The 26170-nt window shown below is 61.5% G+C and carries 31 protein-coding genes; 17 read left to right on the forward strand and 14 right to left on the reverse strand.

From position 1 onward, the window contains the following. Positions 1-424: 424 nt before the first annotated feature. The 3 genes from VGG51_13585 to VGG51_13595 form a co-directional block, all read right to left on the reverse strand. Complete coding sequence (locus VGG51_13585; protein ID HEY1884062.1) at positions 425-1195, reverse strand: CPBP family intramembrane glutamic endopeptidase; 771 nt, start codon at positions 1193-1195, stop codon at positions 425-427. Between the two features lie 105 nt (positions 1196-1300). Then, a complete protein-coding gene (locus tag VGG51_13590) occupies positions 1301-2818 on the reverse strand; it encodes an alkaline phosphatase family protein (protein HEY1884063.1) in 1518 nt (505 codons plus the stop codon). A gap of 39 nt (positions 2819-2857) precedes the next feature. Next, positions 2858-3649, reverse strand: a complete 792-nt coding sequence (locus tag VGG51_13595; protein ID HEY1884064.1) for an alpha/beta hydrolase — start codon at positions 3647-3649, stop codon at positions 2858-2860. Between the two features lie 361 nt (positions 3650-4010). On the opposite strand from VGG51_13595, the gene VGG51_13600 reads away from it, so the two are divergent. The 5 genes from VGG51_13600 to VGG51_13620 all read left to right on the forward strand — a co-directional run bounded on the left by VGG51_13600 (position 4011) and on the right by VGG51_13620 (position 10904). Next, a complete protein-coding gene (locus VGG51_13600; GenBank protein HEY1884065.1) occupies positions 4011-5336 on the forward strand; it encodes an alkaline phosphatase family protein in 1326 nt (441 codons plus the stop codon). A 148-nt stretch (positions 5337-5484) separates the two neighbouring features. Continuing rightward, positions 5485-6834 (forward strand): alkaline phosphatase family protein, encoded by a 1350-nt coding sequence (locus VGG51_13605; GenBank protein HEY1884066.1) that lies wholly within the window; start codon positions 5485-5487, stop codon positions 6832-6834. Between the two features lie 373 nt (positions 6835-7207). Beyond that, positions 7208-8362: a hypothetical protein gene (locus tag VGG51_13610; GenBank protein HEY1884067.1), complete on the forward strand. Its 1155-nt coding sequence runs from the start codon at positions 7208-7210 to the stop codon at positions 8360-8362. Positions 8363-8388: 26 nt separating this feature from the next. Next, positions 8389-9576 carry a hypothetical protein gene (locus VGG51_13615; GenBank protein ID HEY1884068.1) on the forward strand — a complete coding sequence of 396 codons (1188 nt, stop codon included), beginning with the start codon at positions 8389-8391 and terminating at the stop codon, positions 9574-9576. A gap of 551 nt (positions 9577-10127) precedes the next feature. Further along, a complete protein-coding gene (locus VGG51_13620) occupies positions 10128-10904 on the forward strand; it encodes an alkaline phosphatase family protein (GenBank protein HEY1884069.1) in 777 nt (258 codons plus the stop codon). Between the two features lie 3 nt (positions 10905-10907). Here VGG51_13620 and VGG51_13625 read toward each other — a convergent pair whose 3' ends face one another. The 6 genes from VGG51_13625 to VGG51_13650 all read right to left on the reverse strand — a co-directional run bounded on the left by VGG51_13625 (position 10908) and on the right by VGG51_13650 (position 14857). Further along, positions 10908-11711: an AraC family transcriptional regulator gene (locus tag VGG51_13625; protein ID HEY1884070.1), complete on the reverse strand. Its 804-nt coding sequence runs from the start codon at positions 11709-11711 to the stop codon at positions 10908-10910. Between the two features lie 10 nt (positions 11712-11721). Continuing rightward, positions 11722-12033 (reverse strand): hypothetical protein, encoded by a 312-nt coding sequence (locus tag VGG51_13630; GenBank protein HEY1884071.1) that lies wholly within the window; start codon positions 12031-12033, stop codon positions 11722-11724. Then, positions 11966-12634, reverse strand: a complete 669-nt coding sequence (locus VGG51_13635; protein ID HEY1884072.1) for a hypothetical protein — start codon at positions 12632-12634, stop codon at positions 11966-11968. The genes VGG51_13630 and VGG51_13635 overlap by 68 nt, the downstream gene beginning before the upstream one ends. Before the next feature lie 6 nt (positions 12635-12640). Beyond that, a complete protein-coding gene (locus VGG51_13640) occupies positions 12641-13366 on the reverse strand; it encodes a DJ-1/PfpI family protein (GenBank protein ID HEY1884073.1) in 726 nt (241 codons plus the stop codon). A 102-nt stretch (positions 13367-13468) separates the two neighbouring features. Then, on the reverse strand, positions 13469-14065 hold the full coding sequence (locus tag VGG51_13645) for a short chain dehydrogenase (GenBank protein ID HEY1884074.1): 597 nt from the start codon (positions 14063-14065) through the stop codon (positions 13469-13471). A 297-nt stretch (positions 14066-14362) separates the two neighbouring features. After that, the gene (locus VGG51_13650; GenBank protein HEY1884075.1) at positions 14363-14857 is read right to left on the reverse strand and encodes a peptidylprolyl isomerase; all 495 of its coding nucleotides are present in this window, start codon (positions 14855-14857) and stop codon (positions 14363-14365) included. A 79-nt stretch (positions 14858-14936) separates the two neighbouring features. Between VGG51_13650 and VGG51_13655 the strand changes: the two genes are divergently transcribed. Next, complete coding sequence (locus VGG51_13655; GenBank protein ID HEY1884076.1) at positions 14937-15467, forward strand: GNAT family N-acetyltransferase; 531 nt, start codon at positions 14937-14939, stop codon at positions 15465-15467. Here VGG51_13655 and VGG51_13660 read toward each other — a convergent pair. Next, the gene (locus tag VGG51_13660) at positions 15464-15910 is read right to left on the reverse strand and encodes a GNAT family N-acetyltransferase (GenBank protein HEY1884077.1); all 447 of its coding nucleotides are present in this window, start codon (positions 15908-15910) and stop codon (positions 15464-15466) included. The two genes, VGG51_13655 and VGG51_13660, sit on opposite strands and share 4 nt — an antisense overlap. Before the next feature lie 82 nt (positions 15911-15992). Between VGG51_13660 and VGG51_13665 the strand changes: the two genes are divergently transcribed. The 7 genes from VGG51_13665 (at position 15993) to VGG51_13695 (ending at position 20495) form a co-directional block, all read left to right on the forward strand. Beyond that, complete coding sequence (locus VGG51_13665; GenBank protein ID HEY1884078.1) at positions 15993-16649, forward strand: hypothetical protein; 657 nt, start codon at positions 15993-15995, stop codon at positions 16647-16649. Positions 16650-16849: 200 nt separating this feature from the next. Beyond that, positions 16850-17323, forward strand: coding sequence for a hypothetical protein (locus VGG51_13670; protein HEY1884079.1), 474 nt, complete (start codon positions 16850-16852; stop codon positions 17321-17323). Positions 17324-17443: 120 nt separating this feature from the next. After that, positions 17444-17899, forward strand: a complete 456-nt coding sequence (locus tag VGG51_13675; GenBank protein HEY1884080.1) for a hypothetical protein — start codon at positions 17444-17446, stop codon at positions 17897-17899. A 121-nt stretch (positions 17900-18020) separates the two neighbouring features. Beyond that, complete coding sequence (locus VGG51_13680) at positions 18021-18476, forward strand: hypothetical protein (GenBank protein HEY1884081.1); 456 nt, start codon at positions 18021-18023, stop codon at positions 18474-18476. Beyond that, the gene (locus VGG51_13685) at positions 18473-19150 is read left to right on the forward strand and encodes a hypothetical protein (GenBank protein ID HEY1884082.1); all 678 of its coding nucleotides are present in this window, start codon (positions 18473-18475) and stop codon (positions 19148-19150) included. Before VGG51_13680 ends, VGG51_13685 begins: the two co-directional genes overlap by 4 nt. After that, positions 19147-19506: a hypothetical protein gene (locus tag VGG51_13690; protein HEY1884083.1), complete on the forward strand. Its 360-nt coding sequence runs from the start codon at positions 19147-19149 to the stop codon at positions 19504-19506. The genes VGG51_13685 and VGG51_13690 overlap by 4 nt, the downstream gene beginning before the upstream one ends. Further along, on the forward strand, positions 19503-20495 hold the full coding sequence (locus VGG51_13695; protein ID HEY1884084.1) for a hypothetical protein: 993 nt from the start codon (positions 19503-19505) through the stop codon (positions 20493-20495). The genes VGG51_13690 and VGG51_13695 overlap by 4 nt, the downstream gene beginning before the upstream one ends. A gap of 84 nt (positions 20496-20579) precedes the next feature. On the opposite strand, the gene VGG51_13700 is transcribed toward VGG51_13695, so the two are convergent. Continuing rightward, positions 20580-20840, reverse strand: coding sequence for a GlsB/YeaQ/YmgE family stress response membrane protein (locus VGG51_13700; protein HEY1884085.1), 261 nt, complete (start codon positions 20838-20840; stop codon positions 20580-20582). 233 nt (positions 20841-21073) lie between these two features. On the opposite strand from VGG51_13700, the gene VGG51_13705 reads away from it, so the two are divergent. Continuing rightward, positions 21074-22429 (forward strand): alkaline phosphatase family protein, encoded by a 1356-nt coding sequence (locus tag VGG51_13705; GenBank protein HEY1884086.1) that lies wholly within the window; start codon positions 21074-21076, stop codon positions 22427-22429. A gap of 61 nt (positions 22430-22490) precedes the next feature. On the opposite strand, the gene VGG51_13710 is transcribed toward VGG51_13705, so the two are convergent. Next, positions 22491-22763, reverse strand: coding sequence for a hypothetical protein (locus tag VGG51_13710; protein ID HEY1884087.1), 273 nt, complete (start codon positions 22761-22763; stop codon positions 22491-22493). Between the two features lie 175 nt (positions 22764-22938). Between VGG51_13710 and VGG51_13715 the strand changes: the two genes are divergently transcribed. Further along, a complete protein-coding gene (locus tag VGG51_13715; GenBank protein ID HEY1884088.1) occupies positions 22939-23547 on the forward strand; it encodes a sulfite oxidase-like oxidoreductase in 609 nt (202 codons plus the stop codon). Next, positions 23517-24272 carry a ferredoxin reductase gene (locus VGG51_13720; protein HEY1884089.1) on the forward strand — a complete coding sequence of 252 codons (756 nt, stop codon included), beginning with the start codon at positions 23517-23519 and terminating at the stop codon, positions 24270-24272. The genes VGG51_13715 and VGG51_13720 overlap by 31 nt, the downstream gene beginning before the upstream one ends. Here the strand turns inward: VGG51_13720 and VGG51_13725 are convergent. Next, a complete protein-coding gene (locus tag VGG51_13725; protein ID HEY1884090.1) occupies positions 24269-24400 on the reverse strand; it encodes a hypothetical protein in 132 nt (43 codons plus the stop codon). The genes VGG51_13720 and VGG51_13725 overlap by 4 nt on opposite strands. 126 nt (positions 24401-24526) lie before the next feature. On the opposite strand from VGG51_13725, the gene VGG51_13730 reads away from it, so the two are divergent. Further along, entirely contained in the window at positions 24527-24826 is a 300-nt protein-coding gene (locus tag VGG51_13730) for a hypothetical protein (protein HEY1884091.1), read from the forward strand. A gap of 122 nt (positions 24827-24948) precedes the next feature. On the opposite strand, the gene VGG51_13735 is transcribed toward VGG51_13730, so the two are convergent. Further along, complete coding sequence (locus VGG51_13735; protein ID HEY1884092.1) at positions 24949-25848, reverse strand: retropepsin-like aspartic protease; 900 nt, start codon at positions 25846-25848, stop codon at positions 24949-24951. Between the last annotated feature and the right edge of the window lie 322 nt (positions 25849-26170).

Consider the following 26170-nt stretch of genomic DNA (forward strand, 5'->3'; position numbering starts at 1 on the left):
CCGGCCCCGGGTCGATCACCGAAAGGAGTTTCACGTTCCTTGGCACGTAAAAGCCTACCGCAATCCCGACCGAAAGTCGTTCAGCTTGCCGATTACCGTCGCCGCAACCGGCTTGCTGGTGCCGCGCTACCAGCGCGCTTGTGTGTGGGCTCACAGGAGCCCGAACCTGCGGGCCATATCGGGCAGATTGCTGCCTCGGCGCGCCGTGTGCTTTCGGAGCTTGCCGGCCACCGCGCCGGAATAGATCAAATAGAAGCATCAGATCATATCACGCGGGCCGCTTCCCTCTGCGAACTCGGGCTCGCCGGGCTCGAGGCGGCGGGGTATTCGGATTTTTCTCCAGGCTCCCCGGGTCGCCAATTGACCTCAAACAGCACGACCGCGAAGTAACCAGGTCACAGAACCACGAGCGCGCTCCAACGTGCTAGTGGGCTGCGCCGTCTTCGTCGAACGCGCCCGTGCTTGCGCACACGCGCCACAATACAGCGGTGAGGACGAGGTTTAGCAGCAGCCCGAGAATCCCGACCTCCGGCCCGTACAACGCGGTGTTGGAGATGCCGAGCACGCCGGCGCGATCTCCGAAGCCAAAGAGCACGTAAGCCAGACCGTTCCAAACGCCGTGGCTGACGCTGGCAACAACGAGGGAGCCGGAAAGGAGGCGCAGCATGCCCCAGGTTGCGCCGAGCAGGACGGCGTTGAGCATGAAGACCGGGACTTGAGCGAGCGGCGGATTGAAACCCGTCGGCAGCATCACCGACGACCAGTGCCAAAGCGCGAAGGCCAGGCTGGTCAGGATCACTATCGCGACCTTCCCTTGGCCCGTCCGCCGCAGCGATGCCCAAAGCCAGCCACGGAAGAAGCCCTCCTCGGTGAGCAGCGCTGCCGGGATCGTTGTGCCGCCGACAAGGAGAAGATTGAACCACCAGCTGTGTTTAACATGCGGCGCGCCGGCGGGATTCAGCGCACCGGCGAGCGCGGCAATGGCGGCGATCGCTCCCATCACGACCAGCGGGTACGTGATCGCCAGGGCGTAGGATCGCAGCGCTTTCGCTCTACCCCAAGTAAAGCCGATCTCTCTTGCTGAGAATCGCTGAAGGTAGCAGAAGATCGCGAGCAGCGGAAGCAGCGGTAACGAACTGAACGCCGATAGGCCGGTGGCGTCCATGGCCGAGGTGACGGCGATAGCTGCGACCACGCCGGCGACAGGCCATCTCCAGGATCGGTTCACGACGGTGATACGGTGCGCCGGCCGCCTGGGTTTCGCCGTTTATCGGCGGGTGTGGACCGGTCGAGCTACGTCTTACTCGTTATCGGCGGGAAGATCCGACGGGCGCTGACGTTCGAAAAAGTCGGCGGAAAGGCGGCTCCGTATCGGTATAAACGATCGCGGCTGCTGCTTGTAGTTGAATATGTCTCCAATACTATTAGCTCGCTGGTCGGTGGTGTTGAGCGAGCCGAGGTTCCAATTCGCTTCGACGTACTTTATGATGCTGCCGAACTCGTACTGAGTATGACTGACGATGCCCTGAGGGACGTAGGGCGAGATCACAATCATTGGGACGCGGAACCCGAGGCCGCCCTGGTCGTCCCGGCCGCTGCCGCTCTTGCTGAGTGCCGGCGGCGCGACGTGATCGTACATGCCGCCCCAGTCGTCCCATACGACGACGATTGCCGACGAGCTCCAGTATGGGCTCTTGCCGACGGCATTGACGATGCTTGCGACCCATTCGGGCCCGTCATCGACGGTGTCGCCCGGATGATCGGAGTTGTTCTGATCGGGAATTACCCACGATACGGCGGGGAGGCGATTCTTTTTGACGTCGTTGAGAATGGTTTGTGACGGCATCGATACGTTCGTTCCCCATTCGGGACCGTTGCGCACCGGCGCGATCACGTCGAAAGCGTTGAGCTGGGCTCCGTCGCATTGGGTGCATTTGTTCCCCGCGCATTTTGGCGTATTGCTTTGAGGGTAGCACGGGGAATAGTACTTCCAGCTGATGTCGTGCGCATCAAGCAGATCGCGCAGCGTCGTATAATTTGCACCCGATCCAGGGAACGCGCTCGTACACGGGAACGGGCCGGCGTTTTCCTCCCACTTGAGCGCGGTGGTAATCAAGTTCGTTCTTTCTTTTGGATCGGGGGCATCGCAGCCCCACGTGGTTCCCGTCGGCGTGTCGATTAAACTGGCGCTGGAGCCGTAGGCACCGCCGATGGCGGTCCCGCCGCGAATGAGATCTTGGTGCGCGGTGAAACTCGAACTGCCTTGCGTCTGGAACATCGCATCCGCCAACGCATACTGCTTGGCCATATCCCAATACGGGGCTATCTCTTGATGATTCACGTATTGGTACGGGAAGGTGTTCGCCGGAGGCCCCCCGGTGCCGCCGCCCCAACTTCGGGGGCAAAAATCTAGCGGCTCCTGATTAAAGCCGTCCATGGAGCCTTGATCCCACGCCTGGCTAAAGGCGTAGTAGCAATGGCCAATATCGTGATTGGTCCCCTTTGGCGGAACCAGCTTTCGCTCGGCCAGCGTCACCGGTTTATCGACGTACTTGCCGTCTTGCTTTACCCGTTCCATGCCGCGCTTCACGCACGCAGTGCCTTTAAAGCAGTCGAAGAAATTGTCGAAGCTGCGGTTCTCCTGGATGATGAGGACGACGTGCTGGATAGGCGAGCTGCCGGTCGCCGAACGGTGGTGCAACGCCGTCGCGGAGGTGCCCGCTGGTAACGGCGGAGCAGCTCCATTGCTGCACCCCGCAATCGCGATAAGGCCGGCGATAAAGCTTGTGAGAACACCGGCTCGAAAGGACGTCGACATTGAACCTCCTGCCGAAGGCAGAGCAGCAATCTCCGGCTTCTACACGGACTTCGCAGCGCTGAGAATTACTTCGACCACGCGGTCTGGTTGCGAGAGCATCGGGACGTGACTCGAATCGAGTTCGGTCGTCTTGGCTTTCATGCGCTTCGCAAGAAAACGCTCAAGATCCGGGTTGACGGTGTGATCGTTCTTTCCGACAATGTACCAACTCGGTTTGGTCTTCCACGCAACGCCCGGCGCATCGTGCGCGAAGATGTTGGCAGCCGGTGCGCCCTGCGTCGCCCACACGAGCTGCTGCTCGGTCGCCGAGAGATCGCCGCAAAAATACTGTAGGCCTTCTTTGGTCAGCCAGATACGTCCATCGACGACTTTGACGTGCTTGAGCACGTCGGTAGTGGGGAACTTCTGCTGTATGCTCTGCGATGTCTCGCCGGCAGCAGTATCGGGCGCAAGCGCGTTGATATAAACGAGGGCTTTCACACGCGGACCGGTTCCGGCGGCCGTGATCACCGAGCCGCCATATGAATGTCCAACAAGCACGATAGGACCCTTCACCACGTCCATCGCCCACTTGGCAAAAGTGACGTCGTTTTCGGGTGTGCTGAGCGGATACTGGGCAGCAATGCAATCGTAGCCTTGCGCTTGCAGCGGCCCCATCACTTTGGTGAAGCACGACCCATCGGCCCAAAGACCATGACAGAAAACTATGCTCGGCTTGCCCGCGCCGCTCGTCGTCGCAGCCACTTCCGTTTGCGCCGATGCAACGGAGTAGCTCGCCGCGGCGGCACCGACCGCTGCCGCGCTCGTCGCCAGGAATCGACCGCGCTTCATGCTTGTTTTCGAACGCATAGTATCACTCCCATCGATGTAGTACAGAACTCGTTCAGTTCACAGGTGTTGAGAATGGTACCTCCTCGAAGACCTACTGCCAATGACGGACTCACGCGCTAAAGGATCGGTGGTGCTTCGATGAGTTCCCATCTCAAATAAGGGGCCCAAAACGAGGCGCCCCAGCCGGCCGGGCAATGCGGCGAGCTACGAGACGCCGCAGAACGCCCCATTGTAGGAAGATAGAAGGACGGTTCGAACCCGGACATCGATGCTTCCCCGCATTGCGCGCTGGTTGTTTGCCCCGGTCGCGGCTTTCATGTTGGCCTCGTGCGGCGCTGGTTCGTCGAGTCTGACGCCGGCTGTGCCGGCGGGTATAGGACGAGTCAAAGGCCTGACGCCGATCCAGCACGTGATCATCGTCGTTCAAGAGAATCGCAGCTTCGATAATCTCTTTGCGACCTTCCCGGGCGCCGATGGAACGACGACCGGCCAAGTCGCGGAGGTTCCGGTTTCGAAGCAGGGCCCAAAGTGTCCGATCTATCAAGCCGGGACCGTTCCGCTCGCCAAGGGGAACCTCGCGGTCGGCGATGACTTCGGGCATCGATATTCGGACTTTCAGGTCGATTACGACAACGGGAAGATGGATGGCTTCGATATCGATCCGATTCCCGCGGGCGGCGGTCAGCTCGCGTGTCTGCATCCGTATCAGTATGTCGATCCGCTGCAGATCGGGCCGTACTGGCAGATGGCCCAGCGGTACGTACTCGCCGACCACATGTACCAGACGCAAGCCAGTGGGAGTTTTACCGCGCATCAGGATTTGATCGCCGGCGGAACGGCGATCGACTCGAGCGACAGCGTCATCGACGACCCAACAGGCTTTCCGTGGGGCTGCGACTCGCCCCCAGGCACGACGGTGCCGCTGATCACGACGGCGGGCAAATACATTTTAAAAGGACCGTTTCCGTGCTTCACGCAGTATCAGACGATGCGCGATCTCCTCGACCGCGCCCACATCCCCTGGAGGTTCTACACACAGAAGGTTAGCGGCGACAGCGCCGGCATTTGGAACGGCTTCGATGCGATCTCTGCGGTGCGCCACAGCAAGGAATGGGGAAACAAGGTTACGACTAGCGATCTGCAGTTCTTCAAGGACATGAAAGCCGGCTTTCTGCCGGCGGTCTGCTGGATTACGCCCAACGCCGTCAACTCCGACCACCCGCAAGAACTTCAAGGAAATAAAGACGTCGATTTCGGGCCGTCCTGGGTTGCCTCGATCGTCAATACGGTCGGCCAGAGCCGCTTCTGGAAGAGCAGCGCGATCGTCGTTCTTTGGGACGACTGGGGCGGCTTTTACGATCACGAGCCGCCGGTCTTTTTCGACGATCAGGGTGGGCTGGGTTTTCGCGTGCCCATGATGATCGTCTCGCCGTACGCGCGCGAGAGGTCGCCCAGACGGCCGGGCTATGTTTCTCACACGCAGTACGAGACGGCCAGCATCCTCAAGTTCGTCGAGGAGAACTGGAATCTAAACCCAATGCAGCTGCCGGATGGGCGGGCGACGAGCATCGGCGACTCGTTCAACTTTGCACAGAAACCCCGGAAGTTCAGCGTGATAACCTCGAAGAAATCGCTGAACTTTTTTCTGCATCAGGAACAGTCGGGCAAGCCACCCGATACGGAGTAGTGCGGGAGCGCCCGTATGGGAGCGACCGGTTGCCATGCGATGAGCTGAGCGAGACCGCGGTGAAGTACCCCGCCGTCGAGGGGTTCGCCGAACGGATTGGCCCCGCGGCGCGTTCCCGTTACAGAGGAGTGTTACGGTTGGTATGCGAGTGATCGGTTTTCGGATTGCATTGTTTCCCGCGGTGCTGGCGTTGGCACTCTCGGGTTGCGCGTCTTCTTCCATGCCTTATATGAACGGCAACGCGACCCTGGCCCATCTCAACTCGACGGGCGCGGGCAAGATCACCCACATCGTCTACATCGTTCAAGAGAACCGCAGCTTCGACAATCTGTTCTACGGTTATCCGGGCGCGGACACCGCGACCTACGGATACACCTCGGACCAGCGGAAGGTGAAGCTGAAGCCGGTCGGCCTCGAGGCGTTCTACGTGATCGATCACTCGGCCGCGGCGATGTTCGCCGCGTGCGACGCTCCGCCGGGCGACCTGCCCGGAACGCACTGCCGCATGGACGGTTTCAACAAAGAGGGGAACGAAGACGGGCCGCCCGGCGTGCGATATCCCGAGTACGTGTACGTCCCGCACAAAGAGTCTGCGCCCTATTTCGACATGGCGCACGAGGGCGTGCTGGCGGATCGAATGTTCCAGTCGCAGCTCGACGAAAGCTTCGTCGCGCACCAATATATCATCGCGGCGCAGGCCAAGTGGTCCGTCGATCTGCCCTACGGGCTGTGGGGATGCGAGGAGAAGGGAGTGACGGTGTCGACGATCACCACGCTGCGGACCTATGGACCGGCCGAGAGCGCGTGCTTCGACTATCAGACCCTGGGCGACGAGCTCGATAATGCGCACCTGTCGTGGCGCTTTTACGCAAGCCGCTATGGCAGCGCCTCGAGCGGCGACGGTGGAACGTGGTCGAGCTACCAGGCCGTCAACCACATTTACAATGGCCCAGACTGGAAGAAAGACGTCATCTCGCCGAATTGGAAATTCATCACCGATGTCAAGGCCGGGAAGCTGGCGAATTTCACCTGGATCACGCCGGTCTGCGATGACTCCGACCACGTCAACTGCTACGGCGGCTACGGTCCGTCGTGGGTCGCGGCTCTGGTTAATACGGTCGGCCGGAGCAAGTTCTGGAAGTCGACCGCGATCTTCATTCAGTGGGACGATTGGGGCGGTCTCTACGATCACGTCGCGCCGGCCTATCTCGGTCGCGACAGCCTCGGCTTCCGCGTTCCGCTGATCGTCATGTCACCGTACGCAATCGCGGGCACCGTTTCGCATACGCACTACGAAACGGCGAGCGTGCTGCGCTTCGCCGAGGATCTCTGGGGGCTCGCGCAACTGGCTCCGGCGGACCGCCGCGCAAACTCGCCGGCGGATGCCTTCAACTTCAATCAGACCCCGCAGAAGTTCGTCAAGATCGCCGCACCCCTACCGCCGAAATTCTTCATGCGCCAGTTCCCCAGCGACTACTTTGCGCCGGACTACGAATAAGGGCCGTGGCGCATCGGCAGATGGGCATTGTATGCGAGATAGCGACCTAGCTCATCTTTGGTCCGACATCCTTCGACAGTCCTTCCACAGGCTCAGGATGACATTTCCTTCGACAGTCCTTCGACAGGCTCAGGATGACATTTCCTTCGACAGTCCTTCGACTGGCTCAGGATGACACGCGGGGAGTTTCCTTCGACACGCGCGGGAGTGGATGCTGTTTAGCGGTGCAAGCGGCTGGTGCTGGCCAGCATCAATAAGGTGACTTAATTTAACCTCGGAAGGTTACGTCCGCGGCGCCTCCTAAAGGGGATGACTACAGCTACAACTTACTTTATTGAGGGCGATAATGTCGTTTAGAAACAGTCGCGCGTTAGTGGCCTTAGCCATCGCGTCCATGGCAATGACCGCCTGCGGCGGCGCGGGAATGAGCAGCGTTCCTGCAAGCCAACCGTTCATCGGTAATGCCCAGCACATCCTTGATTCCGGGGGTGCGATGCCCGCCGACACGACCTCCATCCTAAAGAACCTGACGAAGGACGTAACGATCGGTTCGACCGTGGATTCGAAAAACGGAGACAAGGGTCCGCGTGGGATCACGGTCATCCCCATTAATAACCAGAAACTGAAGAAGAATCAGATCCTCGTTTGCAACTTCGACAACTCGAGCGGCGCCGCCGGTAAAGGGACGACCATCGAGCAGTTCTCGCCGACCGCGAACTCCAAACCCACTACCTTCATTCAGAGTTCGAAACTTGAAGGTTGCGCCGGTACGACAACTACCTCCAGCGATGACATCTATGCCGCCGGCATGACCAGCAAGTTGCTGGTATGGATCACGCCGGCCGGCAAAATCAAAAAGTCGTACTCGAAACCGGTCACGATGCCGATCGCCGTTGGAGAAGCGCCGCCGCTCTATCTCTACTCGCCCATTTACGTCTACGCCGGCAACGGCGACACGGGGACGGTCGACAGCCTCAGCCTCGGCGGTTATGGTACCGGCAAGCTGCTCGAAATCATCAATGGCTTCCCAGTCAACAAAGGCTCGGGCTGGAGCGCGGAGGGGCCCTCGGCCTTCGCCTATTCTTGCGGTCAGAAAGCGCCATCGCAGCAATGCAAGAATCACAACGATGACCTGTATGTTGCCGACGGGGACTGCAACGCGATCGTGGCGATCAACAACGCGAGCACGCTGCTGCTCAAAGACGAGATTACCGTCGGCGCGGGTTGCAAGACCTTTAAGTGCCTGTACCCGACCACGACCTGCGGCAAGCTCGTCAAGGCCGGCTCGCCGCTGAACAAACCGTTCGCGGCAACGATCCTGCCCAACGGCAACATGGTCGTCGCCAACACCGGAAACAACACGCTGGTCGAGTTGATGCCCACCGGCAAGGTGTTGGCTACGAAGGTGGTGGACAAGAGCAAGACCCCTGGGATATGGGGTCTCTATGCGATTGGCACGACCGACGCCAATACGGCCATCTACTACACCGACACCAACAGCGACGAGCTTCACAAACTGGAGCAGTAGCACTCACAAAGAGGGGAAATCGTGCCATGGAGCTTCGTAACGCCGGCCGGTCCACGTTAGCCGCTTCCCTCGTTGCGTTCTCCGCGTGCGGCGGAGGCGCCGTCGCGCCGAACGGGACGACGCTCTCCTCCCTCCCGAATTCACAAAAGGCCTCAGCATCTGCCGATGCGAGGCCTTTTGACTCGACGTCGATCCTCAAGAGACTGACGAAGGACGTGACGATCGGCTCGACCGTGGATCCGAGAAATGGAGACAAGGGTCCGCGCGCGATCAGCGTCGTGATGACGAGTAACGGGAAGCTGAAGCGGAATCAGATCCTCGTCTGCAACTTCGACGACTCTAAAGGAAACGCGGGCAAGGGGACGACCATCGAACAGTTTTCCCCGACCCCAAACTCCAAGCCGGCCAGGTTCTTCCAAAACTCGAGGATCGAAGGCTGCGACGGTGACGCCATGACCGGCGGCGATCAGGTCTACGCGTCGGGGATGACCAGCGGCCTCCTGGCCTTGATAGACCAGAGCGGGAAGCTGAAGAAGATCTACGGCAAGCCTCTCACGATGCCGATCGCGGATTTGGAAACGCCGCAGCTCTACGACTATTCGCCGGAGTTCATCTTCGCCGGCAACGGCGATACCGGAGCGGTCGATAGCTTGAGCCTCGGCGGCTACGGGACGCGCCATCCCATGGAAATCATCAACGGGTTCCCGGTGAACAAGGGCGCCGGCTGGAACGCACAAGGTCCGTCTGGTTTTGCCTACTGGTGCGGAGGGCTTCCCGGCGGATATCGTTGTACCCAAAGACACGGCGCGGCCGATACGCTGTACGTTGCCGACGGGGACTGCAACGCGATCGTGGCGATCGATCACGTGAGCAGCCTGCTCCTCAAAGACGAGATCACGGTCGGGGCCGGCTGCAAGAGCTTCAAGTGCCTCTACCCGACCACGAGCTGCGGCAGGCTCGTGAAGGCGGGTTCCCCACTGAACAAGCCGTTTGCCGCAGCGATCCTCCCCAACGGCAATATGGTGGTTGCCAATACCGCAAACAACACGCTGGTCGAGCTGATGCCCACCGGCAAGGTCTTGGCGACGAAGGTCGTCGACAAGCGTAAGACCCCCGGGATATGGGGCCTCTTTGCGATCGGCAAAGGCGACAGCAACACGGCCATCTACTATACCGACAAGAACAGTAACGAGCTTCACGAGCTAGAAGAGTAATACGACTTTAAACGACGCTACGATGTAAGGGGGATTGGCGATGGAGCGTAGTCTTATGAGTTTTACGGCGGGAGCCTTGATTGCAGTGCTCTGCGGCTGCGCGGGCGTGCAGGGATCGAGCGGTACGCCGGGCGGTTTTCCCGGCGCAGCACCGGACCTATCCCGTAGCGCCAGTTCGGGGACTCCAATTCAGCATGTCGTTGTAATGGTGTAGGAGGCGCGCACGTTCAACGCGCTCTTCGGTACGACAAAGACCGCGAAGGCGCGCGTCGGCCAGGGGCGGCAGGCGCACGTCATCACGATTCACCTCAAGGCCGTCGGTTTCGACGCACGGGGCCCGCGGAGCGATGACTACGCCGCGTTCATAAAATCGGTGGGCAGCGGTAGGATGGATGGCTTTTACGAGGTGAACGGCCGCGCGGCGTATACGTATCTTAAGCCCGGGCTGATTCGGCCGTACTTTGCCATTGCGACCGATTACGCCGTCGCCGATCATATGTTCCAAACGCAGGGCAGCGGCGATTTTACCGCGCATCAGGATCTCATTCGCGGTGGGACGGAGATCAGCTCAAGAGCGAGCGTCATCGACAGTCCCGACGAGGTGCCTTGGGGCTGCGACGCGCCTCCGGGAACGCAGATCGGAATCATCCTCAAAAAATGGAAAAGTTCTCGATCCGCCCCACCGGAATCTGCCGTTTCCGTGCTTCACATACGATACGCTGCAGACGCGCTTGGACCCAAGCAACATCTCCTGGAAGTACTATGCGCCGGCGCCAAAAAGGGTCGCTGGTGGTTGGAACGCGTTCTCCGCGATCCAGGCGGTTGCCGAGAATCCAGGCGAGTGGAAGGCGCACATTTCGTCCCCTGAGACCAACGTGCTGAAGGATGTCGCGAATGGCACGCTGCCGGCGATGTCGTGGGTGATCCCCTCGATCGAGAACTCCGACATCCCGGGCGATCCGCATGCCGGCGGCCCGGCATGGGTTGCCTCCGTCGTCAACGCGATCGGCCAGAGCCAGTATTGGGACTCGACCGCGATCGTGATCGTTTGGGATCAGTGGGCTGGTTTCTACGATCCTATTCCACCGCCGAATCGCGATAACCAAGGCGGCCCGGGACTCCGCGTGCCGATGCTGGTGGTTTCGCCCTACACGCCGCAGGGTTACGTTTCGCACACCGTCTACGGCTTCGGCAGCATCGTGCGTTTCGTCGAGGAGACGTTCGGCCTCAAGCCGCTCGGGACGACCGACGTGACGTCGAACAGCATGGAGAGTATGTTCGACTTCAAACAGTCGCCGCGGCCGTTCCAGCAGATTCCGTCGAGATAGCAGCTAGCGCAGCGACTTGCGCAGCGCGGCCGGCGTATTCCCCGAGAGGTGCCGAATGACGCGCGTCATATGGCTCTGATCGGAAAAGCCAACGGAGGTCGCGATCTCCTCGAGTGAGTGCCCGAGATCGGCGAGTTGACGGCACGCCTCTTGCACGCGCAGGCGGCTGAGAGACTCGCCGATCGTTCGGCCCCGAAATCGCATGAAGGTTCGCGCCAGGTGCGAGGGGTGAACGTGGACGTCACGCGCCAGCCGCTGCAGGCTGTAGGCTTCGCGAAAGTTACGGCGCAGCCACGCTTCGACCGCCGTAAGCCATTGCGGCTCGGTTTGCGCAACGGCACCGGCATTGGGCAGGTAACCGCAAATCTCGAAGAGGGCCTCTTCGACCAATTCATCGGAGAGCTCGCCCGAGATGAAAGCGTGGTACAGGCGCAGCATCGGCCAAGAGGCGCCCTCACCGTTGAGCTCGTGCACGTGGCCCGGAACGTTGCCGAAGCGCTCGATCGTGGCGCGCCACTCGGGGCCGAACTCGAGCAGGAAGAAGCGCGCGCCGCCTTCGCCGATCGTGTCGCTGTGAACCAGATCGCGGTCGTGAAAGACCGCGGTAAAAGGCGCGAAGACGACCTGCTTGCCGCTTACGCTTTCGTGGTACATCCCGCTAAGAAGAAGGCTGATATACGGCCACTCGTGGGAATGCTCGGGTAACGAGCGCCCTTCCCAGTGCACGACGTCGCTCAGAATAGCGTCTGCGAAGCGCTTCGAGGTCGACTCGCCGATGAACGTACCCGGTTCCAGCCGCGTGGCCACTAGCGGGTATTCATTCTGCGGTGAGGAGATGAAAGGCCGAGCCGTCGGGGTGAATCAGGGCGATGCGGTAGCCGCGCGCGGTCTTAACTTGCAGCGCGATCCACGTGCCGTCAGGCGACCAGGCCGGCGTCTCGTTGAGCGCGCATCCGCTGTTGGTGCTGATGGTGCGTTCCGCTCCGGTTCGTACGCTGCGGACGACGATCTCGCCGCTGGTATAGTTGTTGGCGTCCCTTTGAAAAGCGATCTGCGTTCCGTCAGGCGACCACGTTACCCATTCGGCGGCGCCGTTTTCGTTTGCCCAGCAGGTGACGATCGGTGCCATCGGCGTTCGTGACGCAGATGGCAGAGCGTGCGATCGCCGGCGACGGTGAAAAATTGCAGCCGAAGGCGATCTGCTTACCATCGGGAGACCACGCGGCTTCGGTGTCCCACGTTCCCGAGGCGGGCCGGCTGAGAACGGTCACGCTGCCCGTTTTCAGATCGAGCCGTGCGACTTCCCACGCTCTGGTCAGGAAGAGAAGCCGCGATCCGTCGGGACTGAGGCTGCGACCCCGCGCGCCGGCGGGCGCGAGCGCTTGCGGCGGACCGCCTTCGGATGGAATCTCGAAAAACGAGCCGCTCGGGTAATCCGACGTCGCGTCGGTGGTCGTGTAGAGAACGTGACGTCCGTCGGGAAACCAGGCGGGGCTCATCGCGAGCACGCCGGGCGAGGCGTGGGTTAGACGGCGCACTACGCGACCGTCTAGGCTCACGACGTAGATGTCCATCGACATTCCTTGCGAGCGCTGGAACGCGATCGAGCGGCCGTCCGGGGCGAAGGCCGGCCAACGGTCGTGCACGTTCGGCACCGCCGGCGTCTTCAACGGCAGGAGTGCGACCGTGAGAAGCGCGATCGCGGCGACGAAACGCAGGCGGGTCGGCACGCTTGTTTACGCCGGCTTCAGGGGTCTGGTCGAAGAGCGAGTGTACTCCATCAGGTAGGCAGTCCGTTCGGCTTCGGCTTCGCCAAAATAGCGCTCGACGACCCGCAAGGCGAGTTCGATGCCCGAAGCGAGGCCGCCGGCGGTGCACAGTCTTCCGCCGTCGTTCTCGACGTATCGCGGTCCCCGGACGAGGGTAACGTTGGGGAATTTCGCCGCGAACTTATCGTAGTAGTCGTGGTGCGTCGTCGCGCGGAGACCGTCGAGCAGGCCGGTCTGCGCTAGGAGAAAGGCCCCGGTGCAGACCGACATCGTGACGTCGGCGTGCGCGCCGGCAGCACGGATCCAGCCGATCTTCGCGGGAGTGTGTTCGCCCTGCGCGCCGATGACGATTACGTTGGGCTGCGGCATTTTTGGGTCGCCGTACGCGTACCGCGGGATGATCTGCATTCCCGCGGTGGCCGCAAGCGTTTCGCGACGGTCTGAGACCATGAACAGCTCAAAGCCCATCGTGGCGCTCTGGGACATCGCATCCTGAAAGACTTCCCAGGGGCCGGCGAAGTCGATGACCGTGGCGCCCTTTCCAACGACGACTGCAACCTGCACGACGCCGTTGTTCGGCAGCGCGAGCCTCTGCTGCGTTTGTGCGGCGCGCCCGGTCGCTCGTTCGGCACCGGCGAGAGCTCCGGCGGCAAGGGAGGCGGCGGTGGCGAGAATGGCTTGACGGCGTTTCACGCAGGTCACTATACCGGTGCAGCGAGAGCGAGTCCATCAAACGCCATCAAAGACGGCGCAAGACGCAACTGTCGTTATAAGCGGTGCGATGGACGGTTACCGCTAGAGGACTTGGTAGATTTGTCCGGTCTGGTGCCCTTCGATGCTCTTCGAAAATGCGAGGCCGACACGTTTCACCGGCACCGGTTCGTAGCCGCGGAAGTAGGGGCCGTAGCCTTCCATCGCCTCTTCCAGGACGGTCGGGCTGACGGCGTTGATACGATGATCGGGCAGCTCGATGGCCGCGGCGCGGACGAAGCTTTCGAGTGCACCGTTGACCGTCGAGGCGGAGGATCCGAAGCGAATCGGATCGTCGGTGAGCACGCCGCTGATCAGGGTGAAGGAACCGCCGCGTTTAAGAGCCTCGCGGCCGGCGAGGACGAGGTTCACCTGGCCCATCAACTTATCGCGCAACCCGGCGTCGAAATCTTCGGCCGCCATGCTTTCAAGGGGACCAAATTTGACGTTTCCGGCGGCACAAGCAACGGCGTCGAGCTCACCCGCCGCAGCGTAGAGTTCGCGAACGCTCTTCGGATCGGCGATATCGACGCGGAAGTCCCCGCCGGAGCGGCCTGCGGTTACGATTTCGTGGCGCGGCTGCAGTTCGGCAACGATCGCCCGGCCGATCATTCCATTGCCTCCGACGACGAGTATCCTCATAGACGGTTCGACCCCCGCGCGCCGGCGGAAGTTGCGCGAGGATGCCGATGAAAAAAGGGACGCCCTCTCGAGTCGTCCGGGTCAGTTGTCCGGGTGTCGGTTAAAAACTAATCGCGCGAAGCAATGATAATTGAGTATGGGTACGCACGCCATTTCTCGTCATGAGCTCTGAGTCGTATGGGGTAGCCGTTCCTGCCGGGACCTAGCAAGGCGCGAAGTCATCCACTCGGGGATGAAAACGCGCCTCGACCAAGCGCCCTGCCTTAGCTGAAAAGAGCAGGGCGCTTGACTTTACGGCTAGGCCGAGCCTTTCGGCTCGACCTTCACGCTGGTCATCGCATCGCCGCGCCGGATCGCGTCGAGCGCCTCGAAGCCTTCACTCATCTGGCCGAAGACGGTGTATTGATTATCGAGAAAGCGCGCGTCGTCGAGGCAGATGTAGAACTGTGAGCCGGCGGAATCGGGCGGCGTCGCGCGCGCCATCGCGACCGTTCCGCGCACGTGCGGGCGCGCGTTGAATTCGGCCTTCAAACGATAGCCGGGGCCACCGGTGCCGTCGCCTTTGGGATCGCCGCCCTGCACGACGAACCCGGGCTCGACGCGATGAAACAACAGACCATCGTAAAATCCCGCGTCGGCGAGCTTGATGAAGGCGGCCGCGTGAAGCGGCGCGTCGTCCGGGAACAGCGTGAAGACGATATCACCGTGCTTGGTGGCAATTCGCACTTGCGAGTTGCGCGCGCGCTCGGTCAGCTCGGAGAGCTCTTCATCATGCGGTAGAGCGTAGTTCATCGAGGACTCGTTGCCAAACCAGCGCCGATTCCCTGCGCACGATAGCCGGAAAGGAGCGCGCCCCGGAGAAAAGCAAGCGATGGCTCTCGAGTTGCGCCGGCCCTGCACCGAACTTGCGATTTCATTTGCGGCGATGCGCGATGCATATCGTCGCGCGGGCGAAGATCCATGGTCGCCCGAGAACAATCTGCGGGCAACCGCGATCGCGCACACCGACGTGCTCGCGTATATCGAGCTGCTCGAGCACTGGGCGCGCGGCGAACGGCTCCCCGAGGGTTGGGTGCCGTCGCACGAGTTTTGGATCGTCAACGACGGCACCGTCGTCGGGGCGATCAGCATTCGGCCGGCGCTCAACGAATGGCTGCACAAGGTCGGCGGCCACATCGGCTACGATGTCCACCCCGAGCAGCGCAACCGGGGCATCGCGACCTTTGCGTTGCGCGAGGCGCTGAAGTTCTTAGCGTCGCGTGGCGTGACGGAGGCGCTGGTGACCTGCCGCGACGACAACGCCGCGTCAGCGCGGGTTATCGAAAAATGCGGGGGACGGCGGATCGGCGATTCACGCGTCCTCGATCCGAAGCGCCGCCGCTATCTGCTTTCAACTGGCTAGCCTCTGCGCGAGCCCAGTTCCAACAACACCTTATGCTCGCTTTCGCCGATCGCGCGAAAGCCGAGGCGCTCGTAAAGACGCAGGGCGGGATTGATTTTCGCGGTGCTCAGGCGCAGCGGAATGCCGGCCGCGGCGGCTTCGGCGATGAGGCCGGAGAGAAGCTGCGTTCCGATGCCGCGATTGCGCCACTTCGCGGCGATATAGACCTGCTCGACCGTAATCACGCCCGAACGGCGATCGACGGAGAGCCATCCGGTATCTTCACCCTCGATCGCGACGATCGTGGTCTGCGCCTCTTTGTAGTGCTGGGCGAAGCGCGCGTGCTCGACCTCATCACCACGCCACCCGAAGAGGCGTTCGATGAGCCAGCGGTGCGACTCGAAATAGACGGACTCGACGAATTCCCGGTCACCGGTCGTCGCCGGCCGCAGGGTGAAATTCATGTAGGCGGATGCTTTCGCGCCGGTCCCGTGGTTCGGCTGCGGGATCCGCAGGATATTGCGTGAAACGCCCTAGCACGCGACCATGCTGTTTTCGAGCCGCGACCCGGAGCACCGCTCGCACGCCATCCACCTCGTTCGCGACGTGGTCGAGATCGTCGCGATCGTTCTGGCGGGCGCATGGGCGTTCTACGTTTTCATTTACGAGAACCGGATCGTCCCGTCGTTCACCGACATGCAGACGGAGGTCTCCGCAACGCTCCAAAAGACGAGCCAGCGCGACGGCGCGACGGGAATTTCGCTGAAGACCGCCTTTAAGAACTCCGGAGCGGTGCGCTTCTATTTTGTCGGCTACGCCGTAACGGTGCTGGGGACGAAGATGACGCTCTCGCCGCAACCGACCAACGATCCACACCTTCGCGACAGCCTGCACACGTACTTCACGTTGTCGAAGCCGACGCCGGTGTACGGCTTCGGCTTCATTACGGACATCGGGGACCCGTCATCGGCCCACGAGAGCGAACTGGAACCGGGGGGCAACTTCAGCCAGGAGCACACGTTTTATATTCCGGCAAACCGCTTCGACTTGCTCACCGTCCGTGTCAGCGCGTGTATTACGAAATCGGCGGATAGGCCAATTCCCTCGAAGTTCAAGCTCGGCATCGAAGGTGCGACCGATGTGACCTGTGCTACCGCCGACCACATCACCTATGACGTCGGTTCGCTCGACCTACGGAAGTAAAGTCGGAGTAGTCGCCGCGACTCACGTACCGGCTTCGCTGTGGTCTTTGCTACGATGCTCTTTTTTCGAAGGCCGATAGATCGAGCAACGCAGGGCGCGGGCGCCTAACGCGGAGAGCGGAACCCTCGGGGCTGGGAAAGGCGTGCGCCCTGCCGAATCGGTCTGCCATTGCGTGGATACCCGCAAAAGGGAGGACTCTCTTGAACATCCGTGTTGCAGCCGCTGCCTTCTTCGTATCGCTGCTTTTCGCGGCCGTTCCATCGAGCGCCGCGTCGACCGCGCTCACCGGGAAGATGAGCGTATATAACTATCTGCTCGAGGGCAAGTGGAACTGCAAGGGCGGTGGAAGCGCGTATTCTGCCGAGTACGCGGTAGCGCCGGGAAACAGGCTGCACGGGCACCTGTATTCACCGCAAGGCTCGGAGGACGCGTACTTCGGCTACGACGATACGGCGCATCGATTCTGGACGGTCAGCGCCGATTCTAACGGCGCGAGCGAGTCGCAAAGGTCGGTCGACGGTGTCACCTACACCGGCAAGCTCAACGACGGTAAAATGACGTCGAACGCAACGAACGTCATTACAATGGTGAGTTCCAAACAATGGACGGTGCACGCTCGCGGCACGGAGGATCACCAACCATACGATCTCATCGTCACGTGCGCGCGAGCGTAGCCCGGACCGAAGGATTTTGGGCCGCGTTGGCGTCCGTTTTTCGGCTGCCGGAAAAGTCGATCGGGCATCGAGTCGAAGAGAAGCGTGCCCGGTTTACCGTGGTAAAGGAGCAAGCTTTTTATGAAGACGTTTAGTCAACTTCGCCTGGGGTTCTTCGCCGGCACGGCGGCGCTCGTCGCGGGATGCGCAGGCAACGGCGGCTTCGCGCCTGCGCCGTCACTTCTTGCGGCGGCGCCCTCGGCACGGCAGGGCGCCGGCGACTCGTGGGCCGCCGCCGGCCTTGGGCCCCAGAATCTCCTCTATGTCTCCAACGGCAACGGACTCGTTAATATTTATCGTTACTGGCAGCGCAATCTCGTCGGAGTGCTGACGGATCTCACGAAGCCGATGGGCATGTGCGCCGACAACGCGCAGAACATTTACGTAACGGACTCCGGTACGGAGAGGATCGTCGAGTACCCACACGGCGGTACGAAAAAAGATCAGAACCTTCGACGACTCGCCGTACAAGCCGTACGACTGCGCCGTCGATTCGACGACCGGCAATCTTGCGGTTGCGAACTACGCAATCGATAACCATTCCTACTATGGCAATACCGGCAACATCGCGATCTACAAGAAAGGCGCGGCGAAGGCGACATTCTACGGCAAGGGCGCGGGCGGGTTTACCAGCCTCGCGTACGACAATCACGGCGACTTGCTGACGACGGATCAGAACAACTACTCCTACTACTATTCCTATTACGATATCGAGTTCTATTACCTTCCGAACAAGAGCAAGTCGCTGCTCAGCATCATGCTGCCCAACCCTTACTCCAGGTCCGACGGTTGGCCCGCTGTGCAGTGCATCGCGTACGACGGCAAATACTGGGTAGTCGACAGCTACGGTAACCTCTATCGCTACAAGATCAACATCAAGGCGGTGCTGGTCGACACGCTCCACCTCTCGGGCGAATACGGCCGTCCTACAGGAATCGCGCTCTATCGCCTCGGGAAGGCGCAGGCGACGCATATTGTCGCCGGCGGCGAGAGCGACAGCGGCAAGAGTTTCGTGGCCTACTGGAGGTACCCGTCGCTCGGCGCTCCCGTCCACCAACTCACCGCCGATCTCGACGACCCGGTCGGCGAAGCCGTAAGCCTGCGCACGCGATGACGCCGACGAAGTTCATCGCAACGGCGCCGGCGCTGCTCGCAATCGTTGCGGCCTCTGCGTGCGGCAGCGGCGGCTCCGTTCCGAACGGCATACCTCTCGACAGGTTTGGCCCGTCGATCGCGCACCGGCTTCCGGTCGCTCATCCCGATCGGCGCCCATCGTGGTTCTCGAAGCGCCTCGCGAAGAAGAAAGCTCCGGCCCTGTTCGTCTCCGATGCGGAAACGGAATCGGTTTATATCTACGACCTCGCTACGCTGGCAGTGCAAGGAACGATTACCGGGCTCGCGCAGCCGCAAGGTTTGTGCTCCGACAACAAGGGAAACGTGTGGATCACCGACGCCGCCGCGCAAACCGTCTACGAGGTGACCCACGCGGGACGCCTAGAGAACGAGCTTAAGGTCGCCGGCGGTTCGCCCGACGCCTGTGCGTGGGACCCCGCGACCGGAAACCTGGCGGTGATGGTGCTCTTCGATGGAAGCTCGGCAGGCGATGTCCTCGTCTACAAGCATGGTTCCGGCGAAGCGTCTTCGCACCAGAACCCGAAACAGTACTACTACGGCTTCGGGGGTACGACGCAACGGGCGATCTCTATTTCGACGGCAGCGACGCCGACGGAAACTTCATGCTTTCGTTGCTTGCGAAAGGCGCCTCGTCGGCGAAAACGATCGCCGTGACAGGCGGGACGATCTATTATCCCGGCATGGTGCAGTGGGACGCAGCGGCAAATCGGCTGATCGTAGGCGATCAATCGTGCGGCAACCGATACGCGAGTTGCCTCTACGTGCTCGCTCCGGCAAAATCCAGTGCCCGCATTACGAGTACGGTGAATCTGGAAGACTCCGGTGGCGGCCAAGTGTGCGATCTCGTGCAGGCCGTGGTGTATAAGGGCTCGATCGCCGGTTCGGATTACGACTTTTGCAGGTCGTTGCCGAGCACGACGTACGTCTGGCCCTTCCCGAGCGGCGGCGCGCCGTCATTGAACAATAGCAGCGTCGATCAGGCGCCCGTTGGCGCGGCGGTGAGCATATGAGAGTTCCTATCGTCATCGCAGCGTGCGCCGCGAGCGCGCTCTTTGCCGGCTGCGGCGCCGCGACGACCGGCGGCGGCGCGCTGCCCGCGGCGATCGCGAGCAAAGGGATCGTTTCGTGGATGAATAGCGCTGCCTCTAGCGGTGACTTGCTTTATGTCAGCGACTCCGACAACGAAGTCACCGTCTACACCTATAAGAGTCAACAGCTCGTTGGGGTGTTGACGGGCTTTACGCAGCCGATGGGCGGCTGCGCGGACTCACGCGGGAACGTCTACATCTCCGACTACGCCGCGCAAACGCTTGTCGAATACGCGCACGGCAAGGGTAAGCCGGTGCGCAGCTTGAGCGACGCCCCGGACTCGCCCTACGGCTGCGCTGTCGATCCAACGACCGGTAATCTCGCCGTGGCGAACGACGACGGCATGCACGAGGGCAATATCGCGATCTGGACCAACGCAAGCGGCGAGCCGGTGCGCTATACAGACCCGACACTCGGGGCTTTCCGAAGCTGCGCTTACGATCCACACGGCAATCTGCTGGTGACCAACGGCATTCAGGGATATCCGTACGACTCGGATTTCGCGTGGCTGCCAAGCGGCGGAACAAAGCTCGTCGATTTGTCGATTCCGCGCTCCGGAACGACTTCGGACTGGAGCGGAGTCTACGGCGTGGCCTGGGACGGCAAGGATTTTGCCATATCGGACAACGCTGTTTACCGTGTTGCGTTGCTGCACGGCCAAGCCTATTACGTAGGCGCCACGCCGCTGCAGTATCCAGAAGAGGGGCGCCCGGACGGGCCGTATACCTTGTATTTTCCCGGCGGACGAGGGCAAGCGACGCAAGCTTTTGTCGGAGCCGACGTCGGGATCAGCGGCGCCGTTCTAATGTGGGAGTATCCGGCCGGCGGACAAGTAAGCGGAGAGATCACGCACGGCATCGACTACCCTTACGCAATCACGATTAGTTATCAGAAGGACAGGGGTGTGTAGTCATGCTGACGTGCGACGCGGCCGGCTCGATCGCGGCGACGAGCTGCGGCCGCGTGCTATTTACGGCAAAACGTACGGCGTAGATTACACCGTTCGCGTGCGAGTGAACGCGCGGATGAGCGCGAGCAGAATCACGGCGCCGATGATCGCGCAAATGATGCTGCCGATATTGAACCCGGTGACGCCTGCGTGGCCGAAGAGCCCGTAGACGAAGCCTCCGATCAGCGCGCCGACGATCCCGACGATGATGTCGCCGAGAATTCCGCCGGGCCCTTCCCCCGGTACGAAAGCCTTTGCGATGGCGCCTGCGATTAAACCAAGAACGATCCATGCGAGAATGCCCATGTTGCGCTATACCTCCTCGTGCGACGTTGGCGTTGTGATTCCCAAACGAGCAGGCTGCCAAACGCAAGAAGGCCCGGACGGATACCCCAGGTTTGGGATCCCGCCGGGCCTTTTTGTCTGTCGCTAGGTTCTGAAATGACGACCATTCAACCCAGACCTTTGCTAGTTTTCCTAGCGACATCCTAGAAACGTAGCAGCGGGCTCATTCGTTCGCAGTTCGAAGGGAGCGCTTCATGAAGAGAAGATGGCCGCCGGGCTTTGCGGTTCCGGCACTGGTGCTGGCAGGCTGCGGCATGGGCAATCCGGCGCTGCCGTACATGCGCGGCGACGCGATGATGGCTGGCCTGAACGAGACGGGCGCGGGGAAGATCACCCACATCGTCTACATCGTTCAGGAGAATCGCAGCTTCGACAATCTCTTCCACAATTATCCGGGCGCAGATACCGTTTCGAGCGGGAAAAATTCGCACGGACAAACGATCGTGCTTCACCCGGTCGACCTCAACGCGCACTACGATATCGATCATTCGGCCGACGCGATGTTCGCCGCCTGCAACGCGCCGCCGGGCGACCTTCCGGGCACGCACTGCCGGATGAACGGTTTCGACCGCGAGCAGTACTACAACGCCCACGGGATCCTACATCCTCAGTACACGTACACGCCGGCGGGCGAATCGAAGCCCTACTTCGCAATGGCGCGCGAGGGGGCGCTGGCCGACCATATGTTCCAGTCGCAGATCGACGAGAGTTTTGTGGCGCATCAGTACATCATCGCCGCGCAGGCGCAGTGGGCAGTGAACCTTCCCACTAGCTTCTACTGGGGCTGCGAGGTCAGCGACAACCGCGTCGGGACGATCACGGTGCAGCGCACGTACGGCTTGTCGATTTCCGCCTGTTTCAACTACACGACCTTGGGCGATGAGCTCGACCACGCGCGTCGCACCTGGCGATTCTATGCCATCCGATACGGCAGCGCGTCGAGCGGCGACGGCGGGACGTGGTCGAGCTATCAGGCGATCGATCACATCTACAACGGACCGGACTGGACGCAAGACGTCATTTCGCCGAACTGGCGATTTATCACCGACGTGCGCGCGGGCAAGCTTGCGAACTTCACGTGGATAACGCCGGTCTGCGACGACTCCGACCACGTGAACTGTCCCGGCGGGTACGGGCCGTCGTGGGTGGCGGCGCTGGTGAACACCGTCGGTCAGAGCAAGTTCTGGAACTCGACTGCGATCTTCATTCAGTGGGACGACTGGGGCGGTCTCTACGATCACGTCGCGCCGCCGTACCTCAATCGCGACAGCCTCGGTTTCCGCGTGCCGCTCGTCATGCTTTCACCCTACATCAAGCGCGGCCACATCTCACACGTGCGGTTCGAAACCGCGAGCGTGCTGCGCTTCGCCGAGGACCTCTGGGGCTTACCGCAGATGGCTGCGGCCGACCGGCGCGCGGCCTCACCCGCCAAAGATAACTTCGATTTCATGCAAAAGCCGCTGCCGTTCATCCCCATCGCGGCGCCGCACCCGCCGAAGTTCTTCATGCATCATTCGGCGGACGACTATGTCGCGCCGGACGAGCAGTAGGGAGCCCGCTGACCTGGTGCGCCCAGCCGGGCGCTTTTCCAAATTCTCCGCCGAGAGCCGTTTAGAGCGGCGGGACGTTGGCAACGACGCCGAGCGCGAATCGCAGGCGCAGAATCTGATCGAGGACGGCGGCGATCTCTTGGGGCGTAAAGAGCGTCAGCAATCGCTGATTCACGGCGGCGAGTGAAAGGACTTCGGACTCTTGGCCGGCTTTGCCCAACCCTTGTGGATCTCGAAAGCCCAGCGCGTCAACAATCAATGTTGAGGCGCGTTTGGGTTCGGCGTCACCTTCGCGCTGGTCGGCAATCTCGATTATTGCGGTTAGGGGCGGCATAGTTTAGTCCAGATACCACCCAGAAGGACAAGTGAAACGCTTGGCTCGGAGGGCGGTCAAGCGCCGGCGCCAAGTAAGAAATGCCGCCTACCAGATGCGAAAAAGAAGCGCTGCCGGATGGATTTCGTGCTGCGATGTGCGCAGGATTTTAGCCGAACGTTTAGGAGCATGCTGGATGGACGACACGCCGCTCACCTCGCCGGGGTTCGTCGGGAAGCGACGCCGTACCAGCGGCGCGCTGCCGCCGGGTCAGTACCTCACCCAGGATTTTCCCGTCCTGTCGGCCGGGCCGACGCCGTCGGTTTCGCCGGAGGCTTGGGAGTTCTCCGTCGTCACGGAGACCGGCGCGACGCGGGCCTGGAGCTGGTCGCAGTTTCGCGCGTTGCCCAGCGAAGAGATTCATACGGACATTCACTGTGTCACCCGTTGGTCGAAGTTCGGCACGCGCTGGGAAGGCGTATCGATCGATACGCTGCTTGGCGAGATTGAGACCGCGGCCGGCTTTACGATGGCCCACTCGTACGGGGGATACAGCACGAACGTGCCGCTCGCGGATTTGCGCGGCGGTAAGGCGTGGATTGCGTTTGCCTTCGATGGTAAGGAGCTCGAGCCCGAACACGGCGGCCCCGCGCGCCTGCTCGTGCCGCATCTTTATTTTTGGAAGAGCGCGAAGTGGGTGCGCGGATTGACGTTGATGCGCGCGGACGAGCCGGGCTTTTGGGAGCGGCTGGGCTACAACATGTACGGAGATCCGTGGCGGGAACAGCGATACACGGGCGACTGAGCTGGTACGTCGCGAAGCTGGTCGAACGGCGGAAGGAGACGCCGACGGCGAGTTCGCTGGTGTTCGACGTTCCCGGATGGCCCGGCCACGATGCCGGTCAGCACGTCGACGTACGCCTCCGTGCTGCAGATGGTTACACGGCGGTGCGAACGTATTCGATCGCGAGCGCAGCCATGGGCGAGCGGCTCGAACTGACGGTCGAGCTGATGCCCGAGGGCGAAGTTTCGCCCTATCTCGTCGAGGCCATCGCGGCGGGAAACCCGCTCGAGATACTCGGACCCATCGGCGGATGGTTCGTGTGGAAGCCCGATCAGCGCGAGCCGGCACAACTGATCGCCGGCGGATCGGGGATCGTCCCGCTGATGGCGATGATTCGCAGCCGACGCCAGGCGGGGGCGAGCGCGCCCTTTCGCTTGCTCTACTCCGTGCGCTCGCCCGAAGCGATCTACTACGCGGACGAGCTGCGCGCGCTAGCGGCCGCTAACGATGGCCTCGCGGTTACGTTCGCTTACACGAGAGCGGCGCCCGTGGATTCGACGCGAGGGCCGCAGCGCATCGATGCGCCGCTTATCGCGGCCAATGCCTTTGCCGTATCAGAGAACCCGATAGCGCACGTATGCGGGCCGACCGGGTTCGTTGAGGCGGCAACGGGTTTCCTAACGCAGGCGGGCTATGCGGCGGCGCGTATCAAGACGGAACGGTTCGGTCCAACCGGCACATCCTAAACGCCCTCGTCATCTTCATCGTCGTCGTCGTCATCATCGTCGTCGGGATCCAGGACGGGGTCGGGGCCCGGGTTCGGACGTTCTTCACCGGGCTGCGGGGTCGGAATCGGTGTCGGTACCTCACTCATTTTACTGGTCTCCGTTTTGGCTGCGCGCGGCTCCTACGCGCTGCTTTACCCCGATGCGCCGGCATTCTATAAAGGGAGCGAGCGCCGAAAGCGGTTCGGTCCGCGCGGCCCGGGAATAACGAGTGGATGAGAACGAAGCGCATCGTCACGATCGTGGTTGCGAGTGCCGTCGCGGCCGCGCTGGCGCGTCTTGCAATGAGCGTAGCCAAAGATGTGGGACGCTACAACCATTTGCGGGAGATCTCGGGTGAGGGGCCCATTTGGAGCGAGCTGCCCGCGATGCTGCGCGAGATCGTTCGTCGCGAATGCGCGGCACCGCTCAATCTCGGGGACGTCATCGCGGGCCTTCCCGCGGATCTCGAACGCTATGCGAACATCAAGGCGATGTCGTCGCCGCTGTACGTACCGCCGCCGACGCCGCGGTAGGCGTTGCCTGGACGCCGGGAGTTCGAGCGGGCCAGGGCCCCGCAGCCATGCGAGGAAATCGGGAAGAAGGCGACCGCTCGGTGGCTAATGCTGGGGCGTCGTCGTTGGGATGTGAAAGCGATTCAGGTTCCGGGCGGAACGAAGGCATCACGTTTTTTAAAGTAACCGCTGGGCCACGCAACGATCAAGTTGTGCGGATAGTCGTAGACAATATTAAAGCGTTTCAAGACGCCCGTCCCGATGCTCGCGCTGTCGGCCGTACTCGCAAAGACGCCGCCCGTTTGTCTTGACGCACGGGTCACAACGTTCACGAGATGCGAGCCGAAAACGTCGAGGCTGGGAAGCTCGAAGACGTCGGCGTAAACGGGGCCCCCAAGGCCGTATCCCGTGACGATGTTCTTCTTCGAAGGATAGCGGCTGAAGAACCCATTGTGCTTCGCAAACGGACCGAAGAGCGTCAAAGAGGAGCGATCGCCCGAGTCGACGAGCAGCTTGCCGGCGACGCCGTCGATCTCGCCGGAAATCTGAGGGAGGACCCCTTCGAAGTGCGTTGCCGTGGCGTTCGAAGGCCGCGGCGGCTCGTCGCGCGAGAAGGCGATCGTCATCGTATCAACGTCGACGAACGTGGCGAACTGCTTTAGCACGGGATAGCCGATGATGCCGTCCAGGCGCGGAAAACGCAGCTTCGTCCGGATCTCGGTGAGATCGAGCACGTCGGCGTCCATTTTCGTGAACGTCAGGTCTCCGAGCGAGAGCGTCGCAATGATTGCCCGCCCGTTTTTTGCAGCGCGGTTTCCGGCGCCCGCCACGGTACCCGCATTCTGTACGGCGACCCCGAGTTTAGCGGCCGCTTGCGGCGTTATGGCGATCGACGGCGAGCCGGTATCGAGGATCATTGCGAACGGCCCTTGACCGTCGATCCTGCACTCTATGACGATGCGGTTGTCGACGAATTGAAATGGAATGGTCGACCGCCCCGGATGGTGCGATGAGAGTGCGCCGACGAGTGCAAGGCTTAACATCCGCATTGCATTAACGGCGGCTAACTGCATTCCTTTGGCGGACGAATCGAGAGTTATCAAGGGGGGCCAAGTGCGTTTTGACATTTGTTGATCCGATATCCGTCTGCAGAGGGTCGTACGGCAACGGGGATCAAGCGCGTACCGCCGAATGCAGCCCTCGATGGAGTGCCTGACCGATGCCGGCGCCGTTTTCGAAACGGACCATCGTTGCCGCGGGATGCTCCACGGTCATCGACACGAATCGGCATTTGTAACGATCGTTCTCAGCGGGTCGTACGTGGAGGTCTGTGAGACCGTCCCGGATGGCTGCCGAGCCGGCATG

Source organism: Candidatus Cybelea sp., from assembly GCA_036489315.1.
Classification (GTDB): Bacteria; Vulcanimicrobiota; Vulcanimicrobiia; order Vulcanimicrobiales; family Vulcanimicrobiaceae; genus Cybelea.